Source organism: Shewanella youngdeokensis (assembly GCF_033180165.1).
Classification (GTDB): domain Bacteria; phylum Pseudomonadota; class Gammaproteobacteria; order Enterobacterales; family Shewanellaceae; genus Shewanella; species Shewanella youngdeokensis.
On the sequence record NZ_CP136522.1, the window covers coordinates 252,731 to 274,642 of the forward strand.

Below are 21,912 nucleotides of genomic sequence, written 5' to 3' on the forward strand. Positions count from 1 at the left end.
AAAGCCGCGAACAGTATCGCGGCTTTTTATGTGTTACGGCGCTAAAATTTTTGCCACTATGGCTTTGTTAGCTTCAGGAAAGTCAAATTGGGTGAGCTCTTGTTTAGCCACCCATTTTACGATTTGCCCTTCAACACCCTTTGCCGTGCCGGTGAAATCTTTAACCCAGTGGATATCGAGCAATACTTGTTTGTCACCATAGTCATGCTGAACTTGCATTAGTGCCGTGGTGTTCAATACGGTTAAGTCGACCTCTTCTTTAAGCTCTCGAATCAGTGCTTGTGAGGTGGTCTCTCCAGCTTCTACCTTACCGCCGGGAAACTCCCACTTACCACCTTGGTGAAGGTGAGCATGTCGTTTAGCAAGTAAAATTTCATTGGTACTGTTTTCAATAACGCCAACGGCAACATGAATATGTTTTTTCACAGTTTACCGTCATCCTCGGCATTTTCGTCAGCCATAAAAAAGTCAGGGTTGTCGTAACCGAGTTGATCTAACATTTCAGGATCAAATTGAGGTTTAACCGGAATAGCATGCTTCTCAGATGCCCAATCACCTAAGTCAATCAGCTTACAGCGCTCACTGCAGAAAGGTTTAAAGAGGGACTGGCTGTCCCAAGTCACTTCAGTTTGGCAAATTGGACATTTTACAATAAGAGGCATAATTGATTATGTGTACACATGGTTGAAAGTGCGATGATGTTAACGCTTTTAAGGGCAAGTTGACAACTCAAACTGAACCGATTGGTCACAGTGTTTTTGTTTATCAAACTGGACAAAATGGATTGCGTAGCGATTTTTGTGACCACTAATTGTTGGGTAGCAGCCTTGCTCTGCAGCAAGTTTAACTCTAACCAGTGATAACGACTCAGTACTGTTACCTTGGTAAAAACCGGCTGTTGCCTCATGCTGGGCATATGGAGCACTTTGTCGGGTTAAGTCGAGAAGTAACTTTATGGGTAATAAAATGCTAGCAAATTGGCTCATCCACTCTTGGTACTCAGCTTGGCGAACAGCCCATGGTTTGGCTAACCAAAAATGTAACTGAGGCAGATCAAAATTACAGCTAGCGCCGGGCATATTGAAGCGTTGTTTGATTGCAGACAAAAAGCGGTCTTGTTTGATCTGTTCGCCAGGGCGAGCAGAGACCTGTAACACGTCACGCGCAGTGCTGAGCTTGGCGATATAAAGATCTACGTCATCATTAGTCAGCGTTGGTAACGATTGCACTTTAGACAGTGCAAACAGTTGACGGTGGAGATCTTTGAGCAGCTCGCCGCGATAGTCGCAGCGTTCAGTGAGCTCGCACAATGAAAACAATGGGTAGAAACATTGATGCTGCTGATCGCAATCTAAGTTAGCCTGCAATTGCTGAGACAAATACTCTAGCCGTAAGTAGCCACGTATTTTTTCGTTGAGCGGTTGTTCGTAGATTAAATCAGCCATAGCATTATTTAAGCTTCACTGGATAAGTGTAAATAAAGGGTGTGCAATGCGTTAACCTTGCACTTAAGCGCCGATATCTCTCCTTGGTTGTCAATCACGTCATCGGCTTTTGACAGTTTGTCGGCTCTTGTAGCCTGACTGCCTATTATATTTTGTACTTGCTTAGCTGAAACCGCGTCGCGGGCAATGGTTCGCTGTTGTTGCAGTTCAGGTGGAATATCCACCAAAAGAGTACGATGTACTAACCTATCTAACCCGTTCTCAAATAGCAAGGGCACAACCATAATTACATAATTTGATTGCACTTCTTTACATTGCTGTAGCATATTTTGCCGAATAAGCGGGTGCAACAAATCATTTAGCCATAAACGGTCTTTATCGCTATTAAATATACGCTCGCGCAAAGCTGAGCGGTCTAAGTTGCCGTCAGCGAGTAAGATTTTAGTGCCAAAACGGCGGGTGATAGCTTTTAGACCAGTGGAATTTTTACTGACAACGTCTCTGGCCACAACATCAGCATCGACCAAAGCGATACCGAGCTCAGCAAATAAGTTAGCTACGGTGGTTTTCCCGCTACCGATCCCTCCGGTTAACCCTACGATGTAATCAGCCATAAAGCCTCCCTTTTGGATGCTAGTTGTCCAATTTAGTTATACAAATTAACTGTCTAGTTATGAATTCTAGTTAGGTTAATCAAAATAAACACTAGTACAGTGTTGAAAGGTACCATTGCGTGATTGACTCGCCCCATATCATGGCAATCCAGCCGGCAATAGCAAGGTAAGGCCCAAATGGAATAGGGTTACCCTGATTGAGTTTTTTAAAGGCGATGAGCGATAGGCCGACAATGGCTCCGACTAGAGACGATAACAATATAACCAAAGGTAATACCTGCCAGCCAAACCATGCGCCAAATACCGCTAATAATTTGAAATCGCCATAACCCATCCCCTCTTTGCCAGTGAGCAGCTTAAAGGCCCAAAAAATACTCCAGAGGCTTAAATACCCTGCCGCGGCACCAATAATAGCGTCAGATATTGACACAAATGTGCCACTTAAATTGAGTATTAATCCCAGCCATAACAGTGGCAAGGTAATTTGGTCGGGAAGCAGCATTTCATCAAGATCGATTCCCGTCAGCGCGATAAGCGCAAAAGTTAGCACTGTGGTATAGACAAACTGCTCTGTTGGGCCAAAATGCCACGCCAAAAATGCCACTAAACAACCCGTTATTAACTCTACCAACGGATAACGGGCTGAGATGCGATTACTACAGGCTGCACACTGGCCTTTTAATAGTAACCAGCCTAAAACTGGCAAGTTATGTACGGCTTTAATGTTGGCTTTACATTTAGGGCAGGCCGAGCCAGGTACAACAAGGTTGTACTTGTCTGGGAAAGCGTCAATCGGGGCTTCTAGGGTTTGTTGGTTGGGCTCGAATACTGATTTTTTATATTCCGCTAGGTAGTGATTACACTCTTGTTGCCATTCTCGTTTCATCATCACGGGCAAGCGGTGAATCACGACATTTAAAAAGCTGCCAATCACGGCAGCAAACACAAAGCTAAGCGCAACAAATAACCAAGGTATTTGTTTAAAAACGAGGATCAATTCAGTCATTATTTATTCTTTTTAGGGTGTATGCACTTGCCTGTAATATAAGTGCAAGTGCCGAAAATGATTAACCGCCAACAACGTTACCGAGCTGGAATATCGGTAAATACATTGCCACAATTAGGCCACCAACAACAGTGCCAATCACCACCATCATAACTGGCTCAATTAAACTCGATAAGCCATCAACGGCGTCATCAACCTGCATTTCATAAATATTGGCGACCTTATTGAGCATACTATCGAGTGAGCCGGCTTCTTCACCAATCATCACCATTTGGATCATCATGTCAGGGAACACGCCTGTCGTGCGCATGGCCACATTCATTTGCATACCAGATATAACCTCAGTGCGAATATCAAGCACTGCTTTTTTATATACGGCATTGCCAGAGGCGCCAGCGGCAGACTCTAAACCATCAATTAACGGTACACCTGCTGCAAAGGTTGTAGCCAATGTGCGGGCAAATTTGGCCATGGCGCCTTTATGTAAAATTTCGCCAATGGCTGGGATTTTTAACACTAATGCGTCGATTTTATCTCGAAACTTTTGTGAGCTGCGATGTGTGCGCCTAAAGCCCCAAATACCACCAATAATTGCAATCGCAAATATATACCACGAGGCTTGTAGCCAGCGTGATAAATTCACCACCATTTGGGTAAAGCCCGGGAGTTCAGCGCCAAAACCCTGAAATATTGTTTCAAATTGCGGTACTACAAATAACAGCAATAACGCGGTAACCAAAATTGCCACAATAACCACTGCGGCTGGGTAAAACATGGCTTTTTTGATTTTTGATTTTAATGCTTCGGACTTTTCTCGGTAAGTTGCGATGCGATCAAATACGGCATCGAGCGAGCCAGAATGCTCACCTGCAGCAACTAAATCCACATATAAATCGTCAAAATGAAGGCGGTGTGGGCGTAGGGCATCCGACAGCGGAATACCGGCTTGCACATCATTAACAATGGTGCTGAGTAGTTCACGCATTTTGGGCTTGTCATGCCCCTTGCCAAGTAGTTCAAGCGTGGTAACAATTGGTACGCCAGCTGCCAGCATTGTGGCAATTTGGCGAGTGGCCATGGCAATGTCCATGGGCTTTATTTTTTTGTCAGAGCTAAACAGCGGTGTTGACTTTTTACGGACTATTTTTGGCACTACACCTTGCGCTTTAAGTTGCGCTCTGATCTCGGCGCTAGACACCCCGCGTAGCTCACCACTGGTGCGGCGGCCGTCTCGGCTGAGGCCTGACCAAGTGTATGTCACCACCTTAGGCTGGTGTTTTTGGGCTTTAGTTCTATCTCGCGTTTGTTTAGAACGTCTGGTTGCAATCGCCATTGGCACTCTTTATATCAGTTATGGTTTAGCTCTAGTGGTGCGAGATCTAGAAACTAGTAACGCGGTTAATTTCGGTAATACTGGTCACCCCTTGAATGACCTTTAACAAGCCAGAATCACGCAGATCACGCATGCCTTGCGCTTTAGCTTGTTTCAGTATTTGCAGTGAATTACCACCTTCCATAATGGTGCGCGCTATTTCATCTGACATCTGCATCACTTCGTAAATTCCGACTCGGCCTTTATAGCCGCCAGTGCAATGTTCGCAGCCAACCGGCTTATATGGGGTAACACCTTGTTCAATTTGTTGCACACTAAACCCAAGCCTTAGCAGTTCATCAGGGTGAATAACTTCAGGCGTTTTACAGGCTTGGCATAGTCGTCTTGAAAGACGCTGGGCAATAATTAAATTAACCGAGCTGGCAATGTTATACCCGGGAACGCCCATATTAATCAAGCGAGTCAGTGTTTCGGCAGCAGAGTTAGTATGCAGTGTTGATAACACTAAGTGACCAGTTTGCGCTGCTTTTATGGCAATTTCAGCGGTTTCGAGATCGCGGATCTCACCCACCATCACCACATCGGGATCTTGGCGTAAAAAAGATCGCAAGGCCGAGGCAAAGGTTAATCCGGCTTTTAAATTAATGTGTACCTGATTGACCCCTTCAAGGTTAATTTCTACTGGGTCTTCGGCAGTCGAAATATTACGTTCTTCGGTATTAAGAATGTTCAACCCTGTATAAAGCGATACCGTTTTACCCGACCCCGTAGGTCCGGTAACCAGGATCATCCCTTGCGGTTTTGCCAGCATTTTTTCATACAGAAGCCGTTGGTCGTCTTCGTAACCGAGCTTTTCAATGCCCAATTGTGCCGAAGAGGAGTCCAAGATCCGCATTACAATTTTTTCGCCCCAAATGGTTGGCAGCGTACTAACACGAAAATCGATAGATTTGGTGCGCGACATTTTCATTTTAATGCGGCCATCTTGTGGCACACGGCGCTCTGCAATGTCGAGTTTTGCCATTACTTTTAAGCGGGCTGAAATACGGTTAGACAAGTTAACCGGTGGCTCCGATACTTCTTTTAAAATTCCGTCAATTCTAAAACGGATACGGTAGCGTTTTTCATAGGGCTCAAAGTGTAAGTCCGAGGCGCCTTTACGGATCGCATCGGTTAAAATTTTATTGATATAGGTAACAATGGGCGCGTCGTCTTTGCCGTCACCAAGTTCGTCATCGCGTTTATCGGTATCGCTAACTTCAATATTGGCCAGTGCTTCGTCGTCCATGCCATCAAGCTCAAGCGCGCTGATATCTTCTTCTAGCACTTTTTCTAGTGCAGCAATCAGCTTGTCATCTTCGACTAAAATAGCTTCGGCGTGCAGGCCAGCACTAAACTGAAAATCCTCTAGTGCGGCAATATTGGTGGGGTCAGACGTGGCAATATACAAGCGGTTACCGCGTCTATATAGCGGCAAGCATTGGTGCTTTTCTATCAGCTTTTTATTTAGATACTCTTCGGGGATTGAACTTAAGTCAAACTCATTAATATCAAGTAAAGGGGTGCCATATTCTTCGTAGCACAGCTCGGCAATTTTTTTGGCGGAAATAAGCTGGTCAGCTATAACTGTGGTGACTAGCGATTGTTTAGACTTACGAGATTTAGCGATGGCAGCGGTAATCTGTTGCTCAGTTAACAGTTTTTTGCGGGTAAAGAGCGTGGATAAGCCAAGGTGAAGGCCGGTGGATGGCATTAAAAATGCTCCTTAATGATATATTTCGCTAAACTTGCATACTGTACATTAAAACGTCTATCAGCAAATAGAAAGTTCGAGGTGATTTACAAAAATATTTATAACACTGAAGTTATATCTAGTGGGTGTATGAATAAAAAGGACCAACATACCAGGCCCTTTATTTGCTTATATAAAGGTTATGACATTAATTAACTTCACATGTACCGTCAGTCAAGTCACATGTAATGGTTGACGCAGTTCCTGAATCTTTCGCTGTGTATGTTGGTGCAGTAGCATCAGTATCATCAACTGATGCACAAGCAGAAGGAGTGTAATCTGGGGCATCAAACTCTGCTACAGCAGCGGCAACTTCAGCTTTTGTTTGCGCAACAGCTTCTGCTAAACATGAGTTTACTTTACTTTTATCAATGTAATCTTGGTAAGCAGGCAATGCGATGGCGGCCAAAATACCGATAATCGCTACAACGATCATCAATTCAATTAGGGTGAAACCCTTGGCGTTTTTCATCTTAGTGTTGTTCATCATGTCTATCTCCATTAGAAAGCGGTATAAGTCGGTTGTATGCGTATCAGCGACACGCGATGCTAATTTGTTAATACTTCAATCTAGCTGCTGGCCTACGGCTAGGCACACCGCGAGTCGCCAGTGGTAAAAACCAACCACTATAAATAATAGCAGTTTGCATGACCGATAGTGTTAGCGTTGTCTTGTTGCATGAGCAAAACAGCTAAAGCTGTGTTTTAAACTTAACTTTTAGACTCATTTCTAAAATAAATCAGTGACTTATTTTTAGTATCGTTCTGCAAGCTTTAAACGTCACTCGATCTATCAATACTGAGTAACAGCAGTGATACTTATTGGCTAAATTTACACCTGTGATAAACAACATTAAAATGTTGCATGTTACGGCTAAATATCAACCTAGTATACCAGTATTAAACAGTAATAAAACACGCAGTTGCATGATCGCGACCACGTTAATGGCAACGTTATTACAAAGTTAATGGAATTGGAATAGTAGTCGATCACAAACTTGTCTTGTAATAGCTAATTCATCTAAATAACACAATTAGTTGCTTAAAAAGTACTAACAGTTTGCTGTCATAGGCTAAAAAATTGACTAATTGTGCTAAATGTCAGTTTTTGGGCGCAGTACTGGATAAAAATTATTCAGTTGTAACTATGGGTAAGTTGATGAGTAATTTAGCTTTTTTAATGGTTAACGCTTGGGCTTGTTTTGGGCACTAAATTCCTATTTAACATGCTTTAACCGCAATTGGTTTTTTGGGGTCACCTAAACAAAGCGTTTACAGTTTTGCCTAGCTGTGAGTTGATGTTGCATACGCACAAATAGCAGATGAGGTTCGGCCGTGGCTAGGGCTCCGTACTAGTCGCGTTTAAACATTGATTGTTTGCTAAATTGCCATTGCTGTGAATATTGGCGAGTCAATGATGGGCTTATAGGGTAAAGATCTCGGTTTGTTGACCAAGATCTTTACCATTAAAAATTATTTTAGTCGTAGCGATAGGTCTAAGGCGCGAACATGCTTGGTTAGTGCGCCGACAGAAATATAGTCAACGCCGGTTTTGGCAAAGCTGGCTATGGTATCTAGGGTGACATCACCAGAGACTTCAAGTTTTACCCCAGCGCCTTTGGCTTGATATTGTTTATTAAGCTCAACCGCTTCGAGCATCATAGTGACGTCAAAGTTATCTAGCATTACTATATCTGACGCAGCATCTAATGCTTGAGTAAGCTCTGCAATGCTTTCTACTTCAACCTCTACCGGTTTGTTGCTATGTAAAGCTCTTGCTGCTGCAATCGCTTGGGCAATACTACCGCAGGCCATGATGTGGTTTTCTTTAATCAAAAATGCGTCATACAAACCAATACGATGGTTTTTACCGCCACCGCAGGTCACCGCGTATTTTTGGGCGGTTCTTAAACCAGGAATGGTTTTACGAGTATCTAATAACTGGGTAGTCGTGCCAGAAAGCCGATCGACATAATGTTTAGTGAGGGTGGCAACACCAGACAGAGTTTGGATAAAGTTCATCGCTGTGCGCTCGCCAGTTAATATGGCGCGGGCAGGGCCTTCAAGTTCGCACAGTAATTGGTTAGCAACTACCCAGTCTCCGTCATCGACATGCCAATGCAAAGCAACGTCACCACCGAGTTGATTGAACACTTGTTCAGCCCATGCTTTACCGCAAAAAACACCGTCTTCGCGTGTAATTAAGGTGGCTTGAGCAAGTTTGTCTGCTGGAATGAGCTGCGCGGTTATGTCGGCATCAAAGCGCTGTGAAAGAGCAAGATCGGAGTGAGTATCTTGATGACCTAAATCTTCGTCAAGTGCGGCTTTGACTGAGAGTCGAATGTCATTTTCAAGCATATTTTGCTGTCCTTACTGTCTTAATATAGTCGATAGTTTGCACGTACTTTTATTGTTTTTTATCTTACCATAAAGCCTTGGGGCTAGGCCTAGCATTATTGTTTTAATGTTTTAGATTTGCAGGCTTTTTTACATGGCTATTGGCGGCCTAGCCGCTATATTGATAAGGGTAAACCTGCTAAAGTGTTAGCAATTTAGATTGTATTAAAGGTGTGTTTTGTCGTTCTCTTTTGTTGATGGGTGGATAGCACAGGCGCGTCGTTGTGTGTCGCCACATTTTAATGTTCGGCCACAAGCAGAGGTGAGCTTGCTAGTGGTGCATAACATTAGCCTGCCAGCAGGCCGTTTTGGTTTACCCTACATTGACCAATTATTTCAGGGTTGCTTAGATATTAACGCCGATTGCAGCTTTAATGAGTTGCATGGGCTTGAAGTGTCAGCGCACTTTTTAATTCGGCGTGATGGCGAGTTAGTACAATATGTGTCGTGTGATGACCGTGCTTGGCATGCTGGGGTATCGACTTTTGCGGGCCGACCAAACTGTAATGATTATGCTATTGGGGTTGAGCTAGAAGGGACTGATGACATTCAGTATACCGATGCCCAATATGCGTGCCTGCAACAGCTTACTTTATGCTTACTTGCGCAATACCCCAATTTAGCGCCAGACAAAATAGTAGGGCATTGTGATATCGCGCCGGGGCGCAAAACCGACCCTGGCGATAGTTTTGATTGGCCGAGATTTATAAAATCGCTTTAATCTGGTTGTTGTTTCACTGCTTTTAAATCAAGGATGGAAATTTTATGGCTCTATTCGCATTATTGATCGCAATTTTGGTTGAGCGCATGCATTTACTGCCTACAGCATGGCAATTTGATGTGATTTTAGCTCAGTACCATCAGGCATTATTTGGTGATAAACAACTGCGTGCACGGGTTATGGTGGTGATAGCCCTGCTATTGCCTGCTATATCTATTTGGACTTTGTCTTGGGTTGTTACCGGGGTGCTGTGGGGAGCAGTTAGTGTTCTGTTATGGACAGCGATAGCAGTACTATGTTTTAGTCACCAGCAGCAAAGACTTGCCTTTAAGTGTTACATTCAAGCTGCATGCCGGGGCGATATTCAAGCGTGTTTTAACTATGCGGCGCAGCTTGATTCGAGCCAATGTTTAGCATCAGTAACGGAAGAGGATCTCGGTGAAGAAGTTGGCCAAAGCGTAGCGTGGATTAACTATCGATATTACGGCGCGATCGCGTTGTATTTAATCATATTCGGTCCTGTTGGTGCGGTATTGTATTGCACGACACGGTTTTACAGTGAGCTAAATCGTACGCGAAGCTTGAATTTACCTTTAGTCGATACACTACAATTTATTCTTGATTGGTTACCATGTCGTATTTTTGCTTTTGGTTACGTATTGAGTGGTCATTTTAGGCAATCTTTGTCGACGTGGGTGAACCTCAGTATTGACCCCAAAGCGGGCGCACGCACTATTATTACTCAAGTTGCTTTGAAAGCCGAAACCTTACCTGAATCCTCTTCTGCGCCTATTTGTGTGCAATCAACTATCGCTCTTTTACAGTTAAGTAAGCGTAATTTTATTTTATTGATTACCGTATTATCACTTTTGACTATTTTCGGTGTAGTAAATTAAGTTGCTACCGGCTGTCAATATCTCATATAAGCCCCATTTATAGGGGCTTTATTATCGCGCTCATATCATTAAGTACTGCACGATTCATACAGAGCAGCATAATATTTTGTAAGTTGCTGAAAATGCGACTGGAACATTGGTCAGACCCCTTAATGGGAAAAATCAGTTATGCTCACACATCGCGTAGTTTTATGATGTCGATCACTAACTAGACAACTAAAGTGTGATTTGATATGGTGCGCTAAGTCAATTTAATTGGTAAGACCAATTTACAATAGGAATTGAGGCCATATGGCTTATAGCAAAATTAATCAGCCTAAAATATCTGATGTCATCATGGTTCAACTGGAGCAGATGATTTTGGAGGGCAGTATCAGGCCCGGTCAAAAGCTTCCCCCTGAACGTGAGTTAGCATTGCAGTTTGAAGTGTCACGCCCTTCTTTGCGTGAAGCGATTCAAAAATTAGAAGCCAAAGGTTTGCTAATGCGCCGCCAAGGCGGTGGTACTTACGTAAAAGATCAACTTTGGCAAAGTCTTGCCGATCCCATTGTTGAACTAATGCATTCAGATTCTGAGAGTCAATATGACTTATTGGAGTTTCGTCATGCCACAGAAGGCATGATGGCTTATTTTGCTGCCTTACGTGGTAATGACGCTGATATGAAAAATATTAAGCGAACCATTTTGGCGGTAGAAGCCGCGCAGGGCATAGAAGCTCAAGCACATGCTATTGTGCAATTTTACCGTTCAGTTGCAGAGGCATCGCACAATGTTGCGATGTTACATCTAGTATTAAGCTTATCGCCAGTGCTGCATAAAAATGTGGCACAAAATTTAGAGCTTTTAAGCCGACGCGAAGAAGCGTCAACCATTGCGAATGACCATCGACTCGCACTACTGGCCGCCATTGTACGTCGTGATCCCGAAGCGGCTCGAGCTGCCTCTAATGAGCACTTAAGTTACATTGAAGAGGTGATGCTATCAGTAAGGGAAGAAGACAGCCGGTTGCAGCGTAGCTTGCGCCGATTAAAGAGTGGTGTGTAGGTCCCAAATTTAATATCACTCTATTCATAGACCGAATTTATTTTTGATAGGGAATGACAGCGTTATGTCTGAACATATGCTTCAAGATGTAGATCCACTAGAAACTCAGGAATGGGTAGATTCACTGCAAGCGGTATTGGAACAAGAAGGCCCTGAACGCGCGCACTATCTATTAGAAAAGTTGATTGATAAAGCACGTCGTAACGGTACTCACCTGCCTTACAAAGCGACCACAGCTTATTTAAACACTATTCCTTCTGGGCAAGAACCGCCAATGCCAGGCAACCAAGAAATGGAGCGCCGTATTCGGGCTATCATTCGTTGGAATGCGCTAGCCATGGTATTGCGTGGTTCTAAGAAAGATTTAGAGCTTGGGGGCCATATCTCTAGCTTTGCATCTAGCGCAACGATTTATGACGTTTGTTTTAACCACTTTTTCCGCGGCCCAAATGAAAAAGACGGCGGTGATTTGGTTTATTTCCAAGGGCATATCGCCCCAGGAATTTATTCTCGCTCGTTTCTTGAAGGGCGTATTACTGAAGACCAGATGAACAACTTCCGCCAAGAAGTTGATGGTAAAGGCTTGCCTTCGTATCCGCACCCTAAGTTGATGCCTGATTATTGGCAATTCCCCACAGTATCTATGGGGCTTGGCCCGATCCAAGCCATTTATCAAGCGCGTTTCCTTAAGTACCTTACCGACCGCGGTATTAAAGATTGCTCAGAACAAACTGTTTACTGCTTCTTGGGGGATGGTGAGTGTGACGAGCCTGAAACATTAGGCGCTATAGGGCTAGCGGCTCGTGAAGAGTTAGACAACTTATGCTTTATCGTTAACTGTAACTTACAACGCCTTGATGGTCCTGTACGTGGTAACGGTAAAATAATTCAAGAGCTTGAAGGCGAATTTCGCGGCGCAGGTTGGGAAGCCGTTAAAGTGATTTGGGGTCGTTACTGGGACCCACTACTTGCGCGCGACACGAGCGGCAAGCTACTGCAGTTAATGGAAGAAACCGTTGATGGTGAATACCAAAACTGTAAAGCTAAAGGTGGTGCTTATACACGTGAACACTTCTTTGGCAAGTATCCTGAAACCGCCGAAATGGTTGCTAATATGTCAGATGATGACATTTGGCGCTTAAACCGTGGTGGTCATGATCCGGTTAAGATCTTTGCCGCGTTGCAACACGCTAAAGACACCAAAGGTCGTCCGACCGTTATTTTAGCTAAAACCGTTAAAGGTTATGGCATGGGTGATGCGGGCGAAGGCAAAAATATCGCGCACAACGTGAAGAAAATGGGTGTGGAATCACTCAAATACTTCCGCGATCGTTTCAACATTCCAATTAGTGATGAGCAGTTAGAAGATGTGCCGTACTATCACCCTGGCGCTGACTCTGAAGAAGTGAAGTATCTAAAAGCGCGTCGCGCCGAGCTTCATGGCGCCATTCCGTCACGTCGAGAAAAGTTCTCTGGTGAGATTGAAGTGCCTCCATTGAAAATCTTTGATGCGGTACTTAAAGGCTCAAATGGTCGTCAGATCTCCAGCACCATGTCATTTGTCCGAATTCTTACGGCACTGTTAAAAGATAAAAAAATTGGCAAACAGATTGTGCCAATTATCCCCGATGAAGCGCGCACCTTTGGTATGGAAGGGTTATTCCGCCAAGTTGGTATTTATGCTCATGAAGGGCAAAAGTATATCCCACAAGATTCTGACCAAGTAGCTTACTACCGTGAAGATAAAACCGGTCAGGTATTGCAAGAAGGCATTAACGAGTTAGGCGCAATGTCATCTTGGGTGGCGGCTGCAACGAGTTACTCGGTTAACGACACGCCAATGATCCCGTTCTATATCTACTACTCAATGTTTGGTTTCCAACGTATTGGTGACATGGCTTGGGCTGCTGGAGATATGCGAGCGCGAGGCTTTATGGTGGGTGGCACGTCTGGACGCACCACGCTAAATGGTGAGGGTTTGCAGCATCAAGATGGCCATAGTCATATCTTAGCTAATACGATTCCGAACTGTATCTCTTACGACCCAACCTACGGCTACGAAATTGCTGTAGTGGTTCAAGATGGCATTCGCCGCATGTATGGCGAGCAAGAAGATGTGTTTTACTACCTCACCACGATGAACGAAAACTACGAACAGCCCGCAATGCCCGAGGGCAGCGAAGAAGGCATCGTTAAAGGTATCTATAAGCTAGAAACCCTGCAAGGTAGCGGTAAAGGTACGGTTCAACTCATGGGCAGCGGCACCATATTAGAGCAAGTTCGTAAGGCGGCAATTGCTCTGTCAAAAGATTTTGGTATCACAACCGATGTATTCAGTGTGACTAGTTTTAACGAATTAACGCGCGATGGCCAGGCTGTTGAGCGCTATAACATGTTGCACCCGACTGAAACACCAAAAGTTCCTTATATCAGTGAAGTGTTGTCAAAAGATGCGCCAGCGATTGTGGCCACAGATTACATGAAGCTATACGGCGAACAGCTGCGGGCTTACATTCCTACTGATTATAAAGTCCTTGGAACCGATGGCTTTGGTCGCAGTGACAGCCGCGAAAACTTACGTCATCACTTTGAAGTTGACGCTAAATTTATTGTCATCGCTTCATTAAAAGCCCTTGTCGACCGTAACGAATTACCTGTAGATGTGCTGACAAAAGCCATCAGTGATTATGGTATCGACGTTGATAAGAACAACCCACAGTACGCATAAGAGGGAAACAAAATGGCTGAATTAAAAGAAATTTTGGTTCCTGATATCGGTGGTGATGAAGTTCAGGTTATTGAAATATGTGTTGCAGTCGGTGACACATTAGCGGCAGAAGAATCAATTATTACAGTTGAAAGTGACAAGGCAACCATGGACATCCCAGCTCCCTTTGCTGGTGTGTTGAGCGAGCTTAAGGTTGCGGTTGGCGATACCATATCTGAAGGTAAGTTGATTGCAATGATGTCTGGCGCAGCAGCTCCGGTTGCTGATGCACCAGCACCAGTAGAGGCTCCTGCGGCGGCAGTTGAAGAGGCTTCCACTCCAGCGGTGGTTGAAGCTGTTGAAGCTGTACCTGCAGGTGCAACACAGGTAATTGAAGTGACCGTGCCAGATATTGGCGATGCAACTGACGTTGAAATTATTGAAGTGCTGGTGGCTGTGGGTGACAAGATTGAGCTCGATACTGGGCTTATTACCTTAGAAACCGATAAAGCAACGATGGAAGTGCCGGCACCTGCAGCTGGGACTGTTAAAGAGCTCAAAGTGACTTTAGGTGACAAAGTCTCTATGGGGTCATTAGTGCTAATGCTTGAAGTCGGCGCAGCTGCACCCGTACCTGTAGTTGATGCTCCAGTGGCAGCGCCCATTGCTGAAAAAAGTGTGCCTGAAGCTGCGACTCCTGCTCCTGTTGCTAGCAGTAAGCCTCCTGTACCACACCATCCTAGTGCAGGGAGTCAGCCAAAAACGGGGGCAATACATGCGTCACCAGCTGTGCGCCGTTTAGCGCGAGAATTTGGCGCAGATTTATTACTTGTTAAGGGATCGGGTCGTAAAGGCCGTATTATTAAAGAAGATGTACAAGCTTATATTAAATATGAGCTAAGTCGTCCTAAAGCCTCGGCAGCAACTTCGGTTGCGGGTGGTGCAGGAGGGCTTAATGTTATTGCTGCACCAAAAGTAGACTTTGCTAAATTTGGTGACGTTGAAGAGGTGCCTTTAACTCGAATTCAAAAAATATCTGGCCCTAACCTGCATCGTAACTGGGTAACTATTCCGCATGTCACTCAGTTTGACGAAGCTGACATCACTGAACTTGAGGCTTTCCGTAAAGAGCAAAATGCAGTTGCTGCTAAGAAGAAAGCTGATTACAAGATCACACCGTTAGTCTTTATGATGAAAGCGGTGGCTAAAGCATTGGCAGAGTTTCCGGTATTTAACTCGAGCCTAAGTGCTGATGGCGAGTCGCTGATCCAGAAAAAATACTTCCATATCGGCGTCGCGGTCGATACGCCAAATGGTTTGATGGTGCCAGTGGTACGTGATGTTGATAAAAAAGGCATTGTAGAGCTTTCTCGTGAACTAATGGACATCTCTGTTCGCGCCCGAGACGGCAAGCTTAAGTCGGCTGATATGCAAGGTAGTTGCTTCACGATTTCCAGCTTAGGAGGCATCGGTGGTACGGCGTTTACACCGATTGTTAACTACCCTGATGTGGCAATTTTAGGGGTGTCTAAATCGGAAATGAAGCCGAAATGGAACGGAACAGATTTTGAACCTAAGCTAATGCTACCACTGTCATTATCTTATGATCACCGGGTTATAGATGGCGCGATGGCAGCGCGATTTAGCGTCACGTTATCCGGCATTCTAAGTGATATTCGTACCCTTATTTTGTAAGGTAACAGGCGACTCTATTAGGTCGCCTTTTTCTGTTACAACTAAGATTGTGATCTGCGTCAAACAAAGGTTAAAATGCGGCCACAAGATTTGGCCCTACATCATCGTTGAGACGGTGCCCCCGCCAACGACATAAAAAGAATAGAGGAAAAGATGAGTAACGAAATCAAAACTCAGGTAGTTGTTTTAGGCGCTGGCCCAGCGGGCTACTCGGCAGCATTTCGTGCTGCTGATTTAGGATTAGATACTGTTATCGTTGAACGCTTTAGTACCTTAGGTGGCGTGTGTTTAAATGTGGGGTGTATTCCCTCTAAAGCATTGCTTCATGTGTCTAAAGTGATTGAAGAAGCTAAAGCTGTTGCCGACCACGGTGTTGTTTTTGGTGAGCCAAAGATTGATCTCGATAAGCTACGTGGTTTTAAAAACAAAGTGATTGGTCAGCTTACTGGCGGTTTAGGCGGAATGTCTAAAATGCGTAAGGTTAACGTGGTCAATGGTCTTGGCCATTTCACTGGACCAAATACTTTAGAGGTTAAAGGTGAGGATGGCGTTAAAGTCATTCAGTTTGAACATGCCATTATTGCGGCGGGTTCACGCCCGATTCAATTACCTTTCATTCCGCATGAAGACCCACGAATTTGGGACTCTACTGACGCACTAGAGCTAAAAGAAGTGCCGGGTAAACTACTGGTTATGGGTGGTGGTATTATTGGGCTTGAAATGGGCACGGTTTATTCATCTTTGGGTAGTGACATTGATGTGGTTGAAATGTTTGACCAAGTGATCCCTGCTGCAGACAAAGATGTTGTGCGCATTTTCACTAAACAAATTAAGAAAAAGTTTAACTTAATTTTGCAAACTAAAGTGACCGCTGTCGAAGCCAAAGAAGACGGTATTTACGTGACGATGGAAGGCAAAAAAGCCCCAGCAGAGCCAGTGCGTTATGACGCCGTTCTCGTTGCTATTGGTCGCACGCCCAATGGCAAAGGTTTAGGTGCAGAAAAAGCAGGTGTTAATGTTGATGAGCGTGGTTTTATCAATGTAGATAAACAGATGCGAACCAATGTCCCGAATATTTTCGCTATCGGTGACATTGTTGGGCAACCAATGTTGGCGCACAAAGGCGTGCATGAAGGCCATGTTGCTGCTGAAGTTATTTCAGGATTGAAGCACTTCTTCGATCCGAAGGTGATCCCTTCAATTGCTTACACCGACCCTGAAGTTGCATGGGTTGGTTTAACTGAAAAAGAAGCCAAAGAACAAGGCGTTGCATACGAGTCAGCGACATTCCCTTGGGCTGCGAGTGGCCGCGCTATTGCATCGGATGCTAGCGAAGGTATGACGAAGCTTATTTTTGATAAAGAGACTCATCGTGTTATTGGCGGTGCAATTGTCGGTGTTAATGGCGGTGAGCTACTCGGGGAAATTGGGCTAGCGATAGAGATGGGTTGTGATGCAGAAGATCTGGCGTTAACGATCCACGCTCATCCGACATTGCATGAGTCAGTAGGCTTGGCTGCAGAAATGTATGAAGGTTCAATTACCGATTTGCCAAACCCGAAGGCAAAGAAAAAAAAGTAGGCAGCTAGAACAAATGAAGCGCTCTGAGGAGCGCTTTTTTTATGCAAAAAAGCCAATAAACAAAGGATTTGAGCAATCAAAGCGTGATACTGTGTTAAGTAGATGATACATTTGAGTTAATCTAAAAAAGCAAAAACTCTAATGAAAATAAGAAGTATTATAAAATGGTTTAGCTTTGTGGTTTTATTGATTACTTGCTGTACACCTGCTCATAGTAGTGGTGTGGTTCAGCGCATTTTTACCGCAAGTGATGGGCTAATCAATGGTACCGTTTGGGACATCAGCTTCGATGCTCATGGCTTTACTTGGCTGGCAACAGAAGAGGGCTTGTACCGTGTCAGTAGTACTAAAATTAGACGGGTCGACTTAGTCGGGCTCGACTCTAAACTAAGTGATGACTTAATCCACCTTGTCGTGCCTTTAAGCGAACGCCACCTGTTGGTAAGCAGCTTCTACGAAATATACCTCTACGATATCTACTCTAATACTTTTACCGCTTTTGGTGGCCCAGATCTGTTTCCTGAATATGAAGGCTTAGGTGTTATCTCTCAAGTAGAAGATGACGATGGCAATCGTGTTTTACTCACCCGAGAAGGTGAATTATTGCGCTTTAATTATATGGACATGTCGTTAAAGCGGATTAACTTTTTAAGCAGTAGTCATGACTCACCATGGCAAGCCATGTCAGCACTAGCGGATAACAAAATACTCGTTGCCACTGAAGGCTGGGTTGAAATTAGAGACGCGTCTGGTGAACGACTTAATGTGGTGCCATGGAAAGAAAGTTACGGCAGGATTGAGCAGGTTTTTAAAGATTCAAATGAGCGAGTTTGGATTAGCTCGAATAAAGGTTTGTTTGAGTTATTAATGGAAGATGCTTCTATTCGACAAGTGACCGAACTTAATTATTACATCACTAGAATTGCACAGGACCATCAAGGTTATCTTTGGTTAGCATCTCGGGCAGGACTTATCAAATGGTTGCCTGATACGTCTTCGGTTCATTTTTACGGCAATGAAATAGAACAAGAATCTAATATCGATTACATACACGATATCGCGGTAGATAAAACAGGCCTTATTTGGATTGTCGGTTCTGGTGATGGCGTGGCAGTGCTTGCAGACTCACCGGACTTTTTACTTCAGCAGTACAACGAAGCCCCACCTTATGAGTTACCTGATAAAGTTATTTGGTCCATTTTTGAAGAGAATAACCAACTTTGGTTCGGCACCGATTCCGGTTTGTTTCATTTGGATGCAAAGACAACTAAACCGCAGAGTATAACACCTGAGAATATCGACTCTAACGACAGTATTTATAGTATCGAATCGCTGGATGCAGACAATGTAATACTGTCGAGTACCAATGGGTTATCGGTCGTAAACAAAAGTACTTTCGAAACTCGCTCGTTTGCTGACTGGATGGGAGGCAAGGGTAGTTTAGAGAGTAAAACCGTTTATACCACATACTTAGATACGTTCGTTGAAGGCCGAATTTGGTTTGCTACCAATAAAGGTTTGTTTTTTTGGGATCCTGGGTTGACTGAGCCGCAGTTCTTCAGTCTCAGCGCTGATAATAGCTTTGTTCAGATGCAGAAGGTTAAATATGTTGGCCGAGATAGTTCTGGTCGACTATGGCTAGGTGGGCATCGCTTATTGGGGTATTTGGATAAAAGTAACCGTTTTCACTCGATTACTCTTCCGCAAAAAGACGGGGTTGATTATGCCTCTGTTAACGTAGTTAAAGAGATCGAGCCCGACGTTTATTGGATCGGTTTAAAAGGGCGTGGTGCCATTGAATACCACTTAAAAACCAATCATGTTAGATCGTTAACTGACGACTGGAAAATTAGTTGTAACACGGTCTATTTTATTGAAAGTGTTGAGCCTTACCGTTTGATAGGCTGCCCACGTACCATTATCCGTTATAACACGTTAACAGATGACGTTATCGTAGTGACCGAAGAAGATGGATTTATTAGTGACGAGCTAAATGAAGGCGCGGTGTTTGCGTCAACTAATGGTCTATATGTCGGTACACCTGACGGTGCGATGTTGCTCGATGTCGCTAAAATGGAAAACAGAACCGTTACTGATTCAATTTTGCTAGAGTCGATGGAAATTTACTTCGACAATTACGCGGAAATCAGTTTATTACCGCAGCAAGGGTATACCATTTTACCTGGAGCACAGCTGGTGAGTTTTCAGCTTGCTCGCAGTAATTATTTGGATGAAAAACCACTTCAACTGCAATATCGTCTGCGGCGACCATCAGACAAAGTAGGTGGTAAATATATTTACCTCGACGGCCAATCCCAGCTCAATATCACCGGTTTAGATTCTGGTGAACATATTTTAGACATTATCAGCTTACAAAATGAAGTATGGTCGGTGGAGCCGTACTCTTTCTCTTTTGATGTGCAGCAGCATTGGTGGCAAACACGTTGGTTTTACGGGCTATTGGTGATCGGGGTGCTGCTACTTGGCCTCGTTATCATTATTGTTCGCCAGCAACAAGTGACCGCTTTTAGGCAGGTAAACCTAGCGTTGACCGAAAGTGAGAACCGGTTAAAGCAAGCGCTGCGTGGCAGTAACTCTGAACTGTGGGAATGGTATCAAGACACTCGCCTTTTTAGAATGGATAATATTGGTAAGCTGTTAAATGAGAAAGGTGAACAAGTTTATTTAAAGTTAAATGAATTTACGATTCATCAAGAAGACAAAGCAGCTGTGTTTGCAGCATGGTTAGATATGCTTGAGGAGCGAACCGAGCGCTTTGAAATGGAATATCGCTATATGCGCGGTGAAAATAAGTGGGCTTGGATCCGGGTATTGGGCCGTCCGGTAGAGCGCAATAGTGTAACTGGAGCGATAGAACGCGTTGCCGGTATTTATACTGACATCACAGAGCAAAGACAGTTGAAAGATGATGTGTATTTGCTTGCCCAAGCCTTTGAAAATACCACTGAAGCTGAGTTGATATGCGACAGAGATGAGAAGATACAGGTCACTAATAAAGCTGCTCAAGGCATTATGGGTTTCAGCAATAACGTGCTGGTTGGTAAGTCGTTTTCAGAGTTTATACTCGGAAAAGAATCAGGCACACATATTTCTGAGTTGCTGCAAAATGGTTTGAGCTGGACCGGTGAGTGTCGATTAGCGTGTGCTGATAATCAAGAGTGCGCCATATGGCTCAATGTCTCATCTATCCTCAATGTGAAAGGTGAAGCCACGCACTACGTGGTCGTTTTCTCTGATATTACTGACCGTAAAACGGCTGAGTCAGATCTGCGCCGTTTGGCAAATTATGATGTGCTAACCGGCTTATCTAATCGATCTTTATTTTCAAGCACATTATCGCAGGCCATATATTCGGCTGAAAAAACAGCTGACAAACTCGCGTTACTCTTCTTAGATCTAGATCGCTTTAAGCATGTAAATGACTCTTATGGTCACAGCATGGGTGATGCCTTATTGGTTGAAGCGGCAAGCAGGCTACAAAAATTAACAGCGCCAGATAATGTCTTGTGTCGCTTTGGTGGTGATGAGTTTGTGATCCTACTGCGAAGTGGTACTGATATAGACAGCATTAATCAGTTATGTGAACAGTTATTACTGACCATCCAAGAGCCATTTGTTATTTACGGGCGTGAGTTTTTCATCTCCACCAGTATTGGCGTTAGTCTTTGGCCTGAAGATGCTAAGTTGCCAGAAAACCTGATTAAGAATGCAGATTTAGCTATGTATCATGCTAAAGATGAAGGCAAGGGTAACTTTAAATACTACTCACAAGAACGTAATGCCGAAGCCTTGTATCACTTAAGGCTTGAAGCTGATTTGCGTAAAGCGATTGAAAGAGAAGAGTTTGAACTATATTTCCAACCGCAAATCGATATTTTACAAAATGACCGATTAGTGGGCGTTGAAGCGTTATTGCGTTGGCGCCACCCCAAAGATGGCTTTATTCGCACCGATATATTTATCAAAGTTGCTGAAGCGTGTGGCTTGATTGTTGAGATAGACCGTTGGGTGATGCTTGAGGCTTGTCGTCGAGGCGCGTATTGGGCGAAGAAATTCGATACACCACTTAAAGTGTCCGTTAATATTTCTGCTTTACATTTTCGCCAGCCAGACTTTATTCAAGGTGTTGAGCAAAGCCTGTTAGACACAGGTATGCCTAATACCGCGTTATCGCTTGAGATCACCGAAGGCGTATTGATGAAAGAGCTTAAAGTGGCAAAACAACATCTAAAAGCATTGAAAGAATTAGGTGTTGATGTGGCCATTGATGACTTTGGAACCGGCTACTCATCATTGGCTTATCTACGTCATTTTGAAGTCAACACGCTCAAAATTGATCGTTCATTCCTGATTGATATAGCAACAAATAGTGCTGACCAAGCTATTACCAGCAGTATTATTGAGCTCGCTAGAAACTTAAAGCTAGATGTGGTTGCCGAAGGTGTTGAAACCCATGAGCAACTAGAGCAAGTGTTTAGTCGTGGCTGCTATGTCATTCAGGGTTACTACTTTGCTAAACCTATGCCGATTGCAGCGTTAGAAGAGTATATGGTGGTGCAGAGTCATGCTAATGTGACAACCGAACTGCTGCCTCATCGTGACTAAGGCTTGCACATGTGAATCAAATCGCCTAGGTTGAAATACCCACAAGAGAGTTGAA

At 44.0% G+C, this 21,912-nt stretch carries 15 protein-coding genes and 1 pseudogene; 7 read left to right on the forward strand and 9 right to left on the reverse strand.

All coding sequences use genetic code 11. The features are described from left to right. Nucleotides 1-33: 33 nt before the first annotated feature. The 9 genes and pseudogenes from mutT to nadC all read right to left on the reverse strand — a co-directional run bounded on the left by mutT (nt 34) and on the right by nadC (nt 8,548). Entirely contained in the window at nt 34-426 is a 393-nt protein-coding gene (mutT, locus tag RGE70_RS01125; RefSeq protein WP_310469717.1) for an 8-oxo-dGTP diphosphatase MutT, read from the reverse strand. Further along, on the reverse strand, nt 423-662 hold the full coding sequence (yacG, locus tag RGE70_RS01130) for a DNA gyrase inhibitor YacG (protein WP_310469718.1): 240 nt from the start codon (nt 660-662) through the stop codon (nt 423-425). The genes mutT and yacG overlap by 4 nt, the downstream gene beginning before the upstream one ends. Before the next feature lie 48 nt (nt 663-710). Next, nucleotides 711-1,445 carry a cell division protein ZapD gene (zapD, locus tag RGE70_RS01135; protein WP_310469719.1) on the reverse strand — a complete coding sequence of 245 codons (735 nt, stop codon included), beginning with the start codon at nt 1,443-1,445 and terminating at the stop codon, nt 711-713. A gap of 8 nt (nt 1,446-1,453) precedes the next feature. Further along, nucleotides 1,454-2,059, reverse strand: a complete 606-nt coding sequence (gene coaE, locus RGE70_RS01140; protein WP_310469720.1) for a dephospho-CoA kinase — start codon at nt 2,057-2,059, stop codon at nt 1,454-1,456. 91 nt (nt 2,060-2,150) lie between these two features. Next, entirely contained in the window at nt 2,151-3,065 is a 915-nt protein-coding gene (locus RGE70_RS01145) for a prepilin peptidase (protein WP_310469721.1), read from the reverse strand. A gap of 61 nt (nt 3,066-3,126) precedes the next feature. Then, entirely contained in the window at nt 3,127-4,398 is a 1,272-nt protein-coding gene (locus RGE70_RS01150; RefSeq protein ID WP_310469722.1) for a type II secretion system F family protein, read from the reverse strand. A 46-nt stretch (nt 4,399-4,444) separates the two neighbouring features. After that, nucleotides 4,445-6,151 (reverse strand): type IV-A pilus assembly ATPase PilB, encoded by a 1,707-nt coding sequence (gene pilB / locus RGE70_RS01155; protein ID WP_310469723.1) that lies wholly within the window; start codon nt 6,149-6,151, stop codon nt 4,445-4,447. A gap of 408 nt (nt 6,152-6,559) precedes the next feature. Further along, nucleotides 6,560-6,662: pseudogene (locus RGE70_RS01160) on the reverse strand (prepilin-type N-terminal cleavage/methylation domain-containing protein); the annotation flags it as partial. Nucleotides 6,663-7,663: 1,001 nt separating this feature from the next. Then, the gene (nadC, locus tag RGE70_RS01165) at nt 7,664-8,548 is read right to left on the reverse strand and encodes a carboxylating nicotinate-nucleotide diphosphorylase (RefSeq protein WP_310469724.1); all 885 of its coding nucleotides are present in this window, start codon (nt 8,546-8,548) and stop codon (nt 7,664-7,666) included. A 217-nt stretch (nt 8,549-8,765) separates the two neighbouring features. Here nadC and ampD point away from each other — a divergent pair, with 217 nt between their 5' ends. The 7 genes from ampD (at nt 8,766) to RGE70_RS01200 (ending at nt 21,857) form a co-directional block, all read left to right on the forward strand. Beyond that, complete coding sequence (gene ampD, locus RGE70_RS01170) at nt 8,766-9,308, forward strand: 1,6-anhydro-N-acetylmuramyl-L-alanine amidase AmpD (protein WP_310469725.1); 543 nt, start codon at nt 8,766-8,768, stop codon at nt 9,306-9,308. 44 nt (nt 9,309-9,352) lie between these two features. After that, entirely contained in the window at nt 9,353-10,204 is an 852-nt protein-coding gene (gene ampE / locus RGE70_RS01175; protein ID WP_310469726.1) for a beta-lactamase regulator AmpE, read from the forward strand. A 291-nt stretch (nt 10,205-10,495) separates the two neighbouring features. Then, complete coding sequence (gene pdhR / locus RGE70_RS01180) at nt 10,496-11,248, forward strand: pyruvate dehydrogenase complex transcriptional repressor PdhR (protein WP_310469727.1); 753 nt, start codon at nt 10,496-10,498, stop codon at nt 11,246-11,248. Nucleotides 11,249-11,312: 64 nt separating this feature from the next. Further along, a complete protein-coding gene (gene aceE / locus RGE70_RS01185) occupies nt 11,313-13,976 on the forward strand; it encodes a pyruvate dehydrogenase (acetyl-transferring), homodimeric type (RefSeq protein ID WP_310469728.1) in 2,664 nt (887 codons plus the stop codon). 12 nt (nt 13,977-13,988) lie between these two features. Beyond that, on the forward strand, nt 13,989-15,650 hold the full coding sequence (aceF, locus tag RGE70_RS01190; RefSeq protein WP_310469729.1) for a dihydrolipoyllysine-residue acetyltransferase: 1,662 nt from the start codon (nt 13,989-13,991) through the stop codon (nt 15,648-15,650). Nucleotides 15,651-15,803: 153 nt separating this feature from the next. Continuing rightward, a complete protein-coding gene (lpdA, locus tag RGE70_RS01195; RefSeq protein ID WP_310469730.1) occupies nt 15,804-17,231 on the forward strand; it encodes a dihydrolipoyl dehydrogenase in 1,428 nt (475 codons plus the stop codon). A 141-nt stretch (nt 17,232-17,372) separates the two neighbouring features. Next, the gene (locus tag RGE70_RS01200) at nt 17,373-21,857 is read left to right on the forward strand and encodes an EAL domain-containing protein (RefSeq protein ID WP_310469731.1); all 4,485 of its coding nucleotides are present in this window, start codon (nt 17,373-17,375) and stop codon (nt 21,855-21,857) included. Nucleotides 21,858-21,912: the final 55 nt, after the last annotated feature.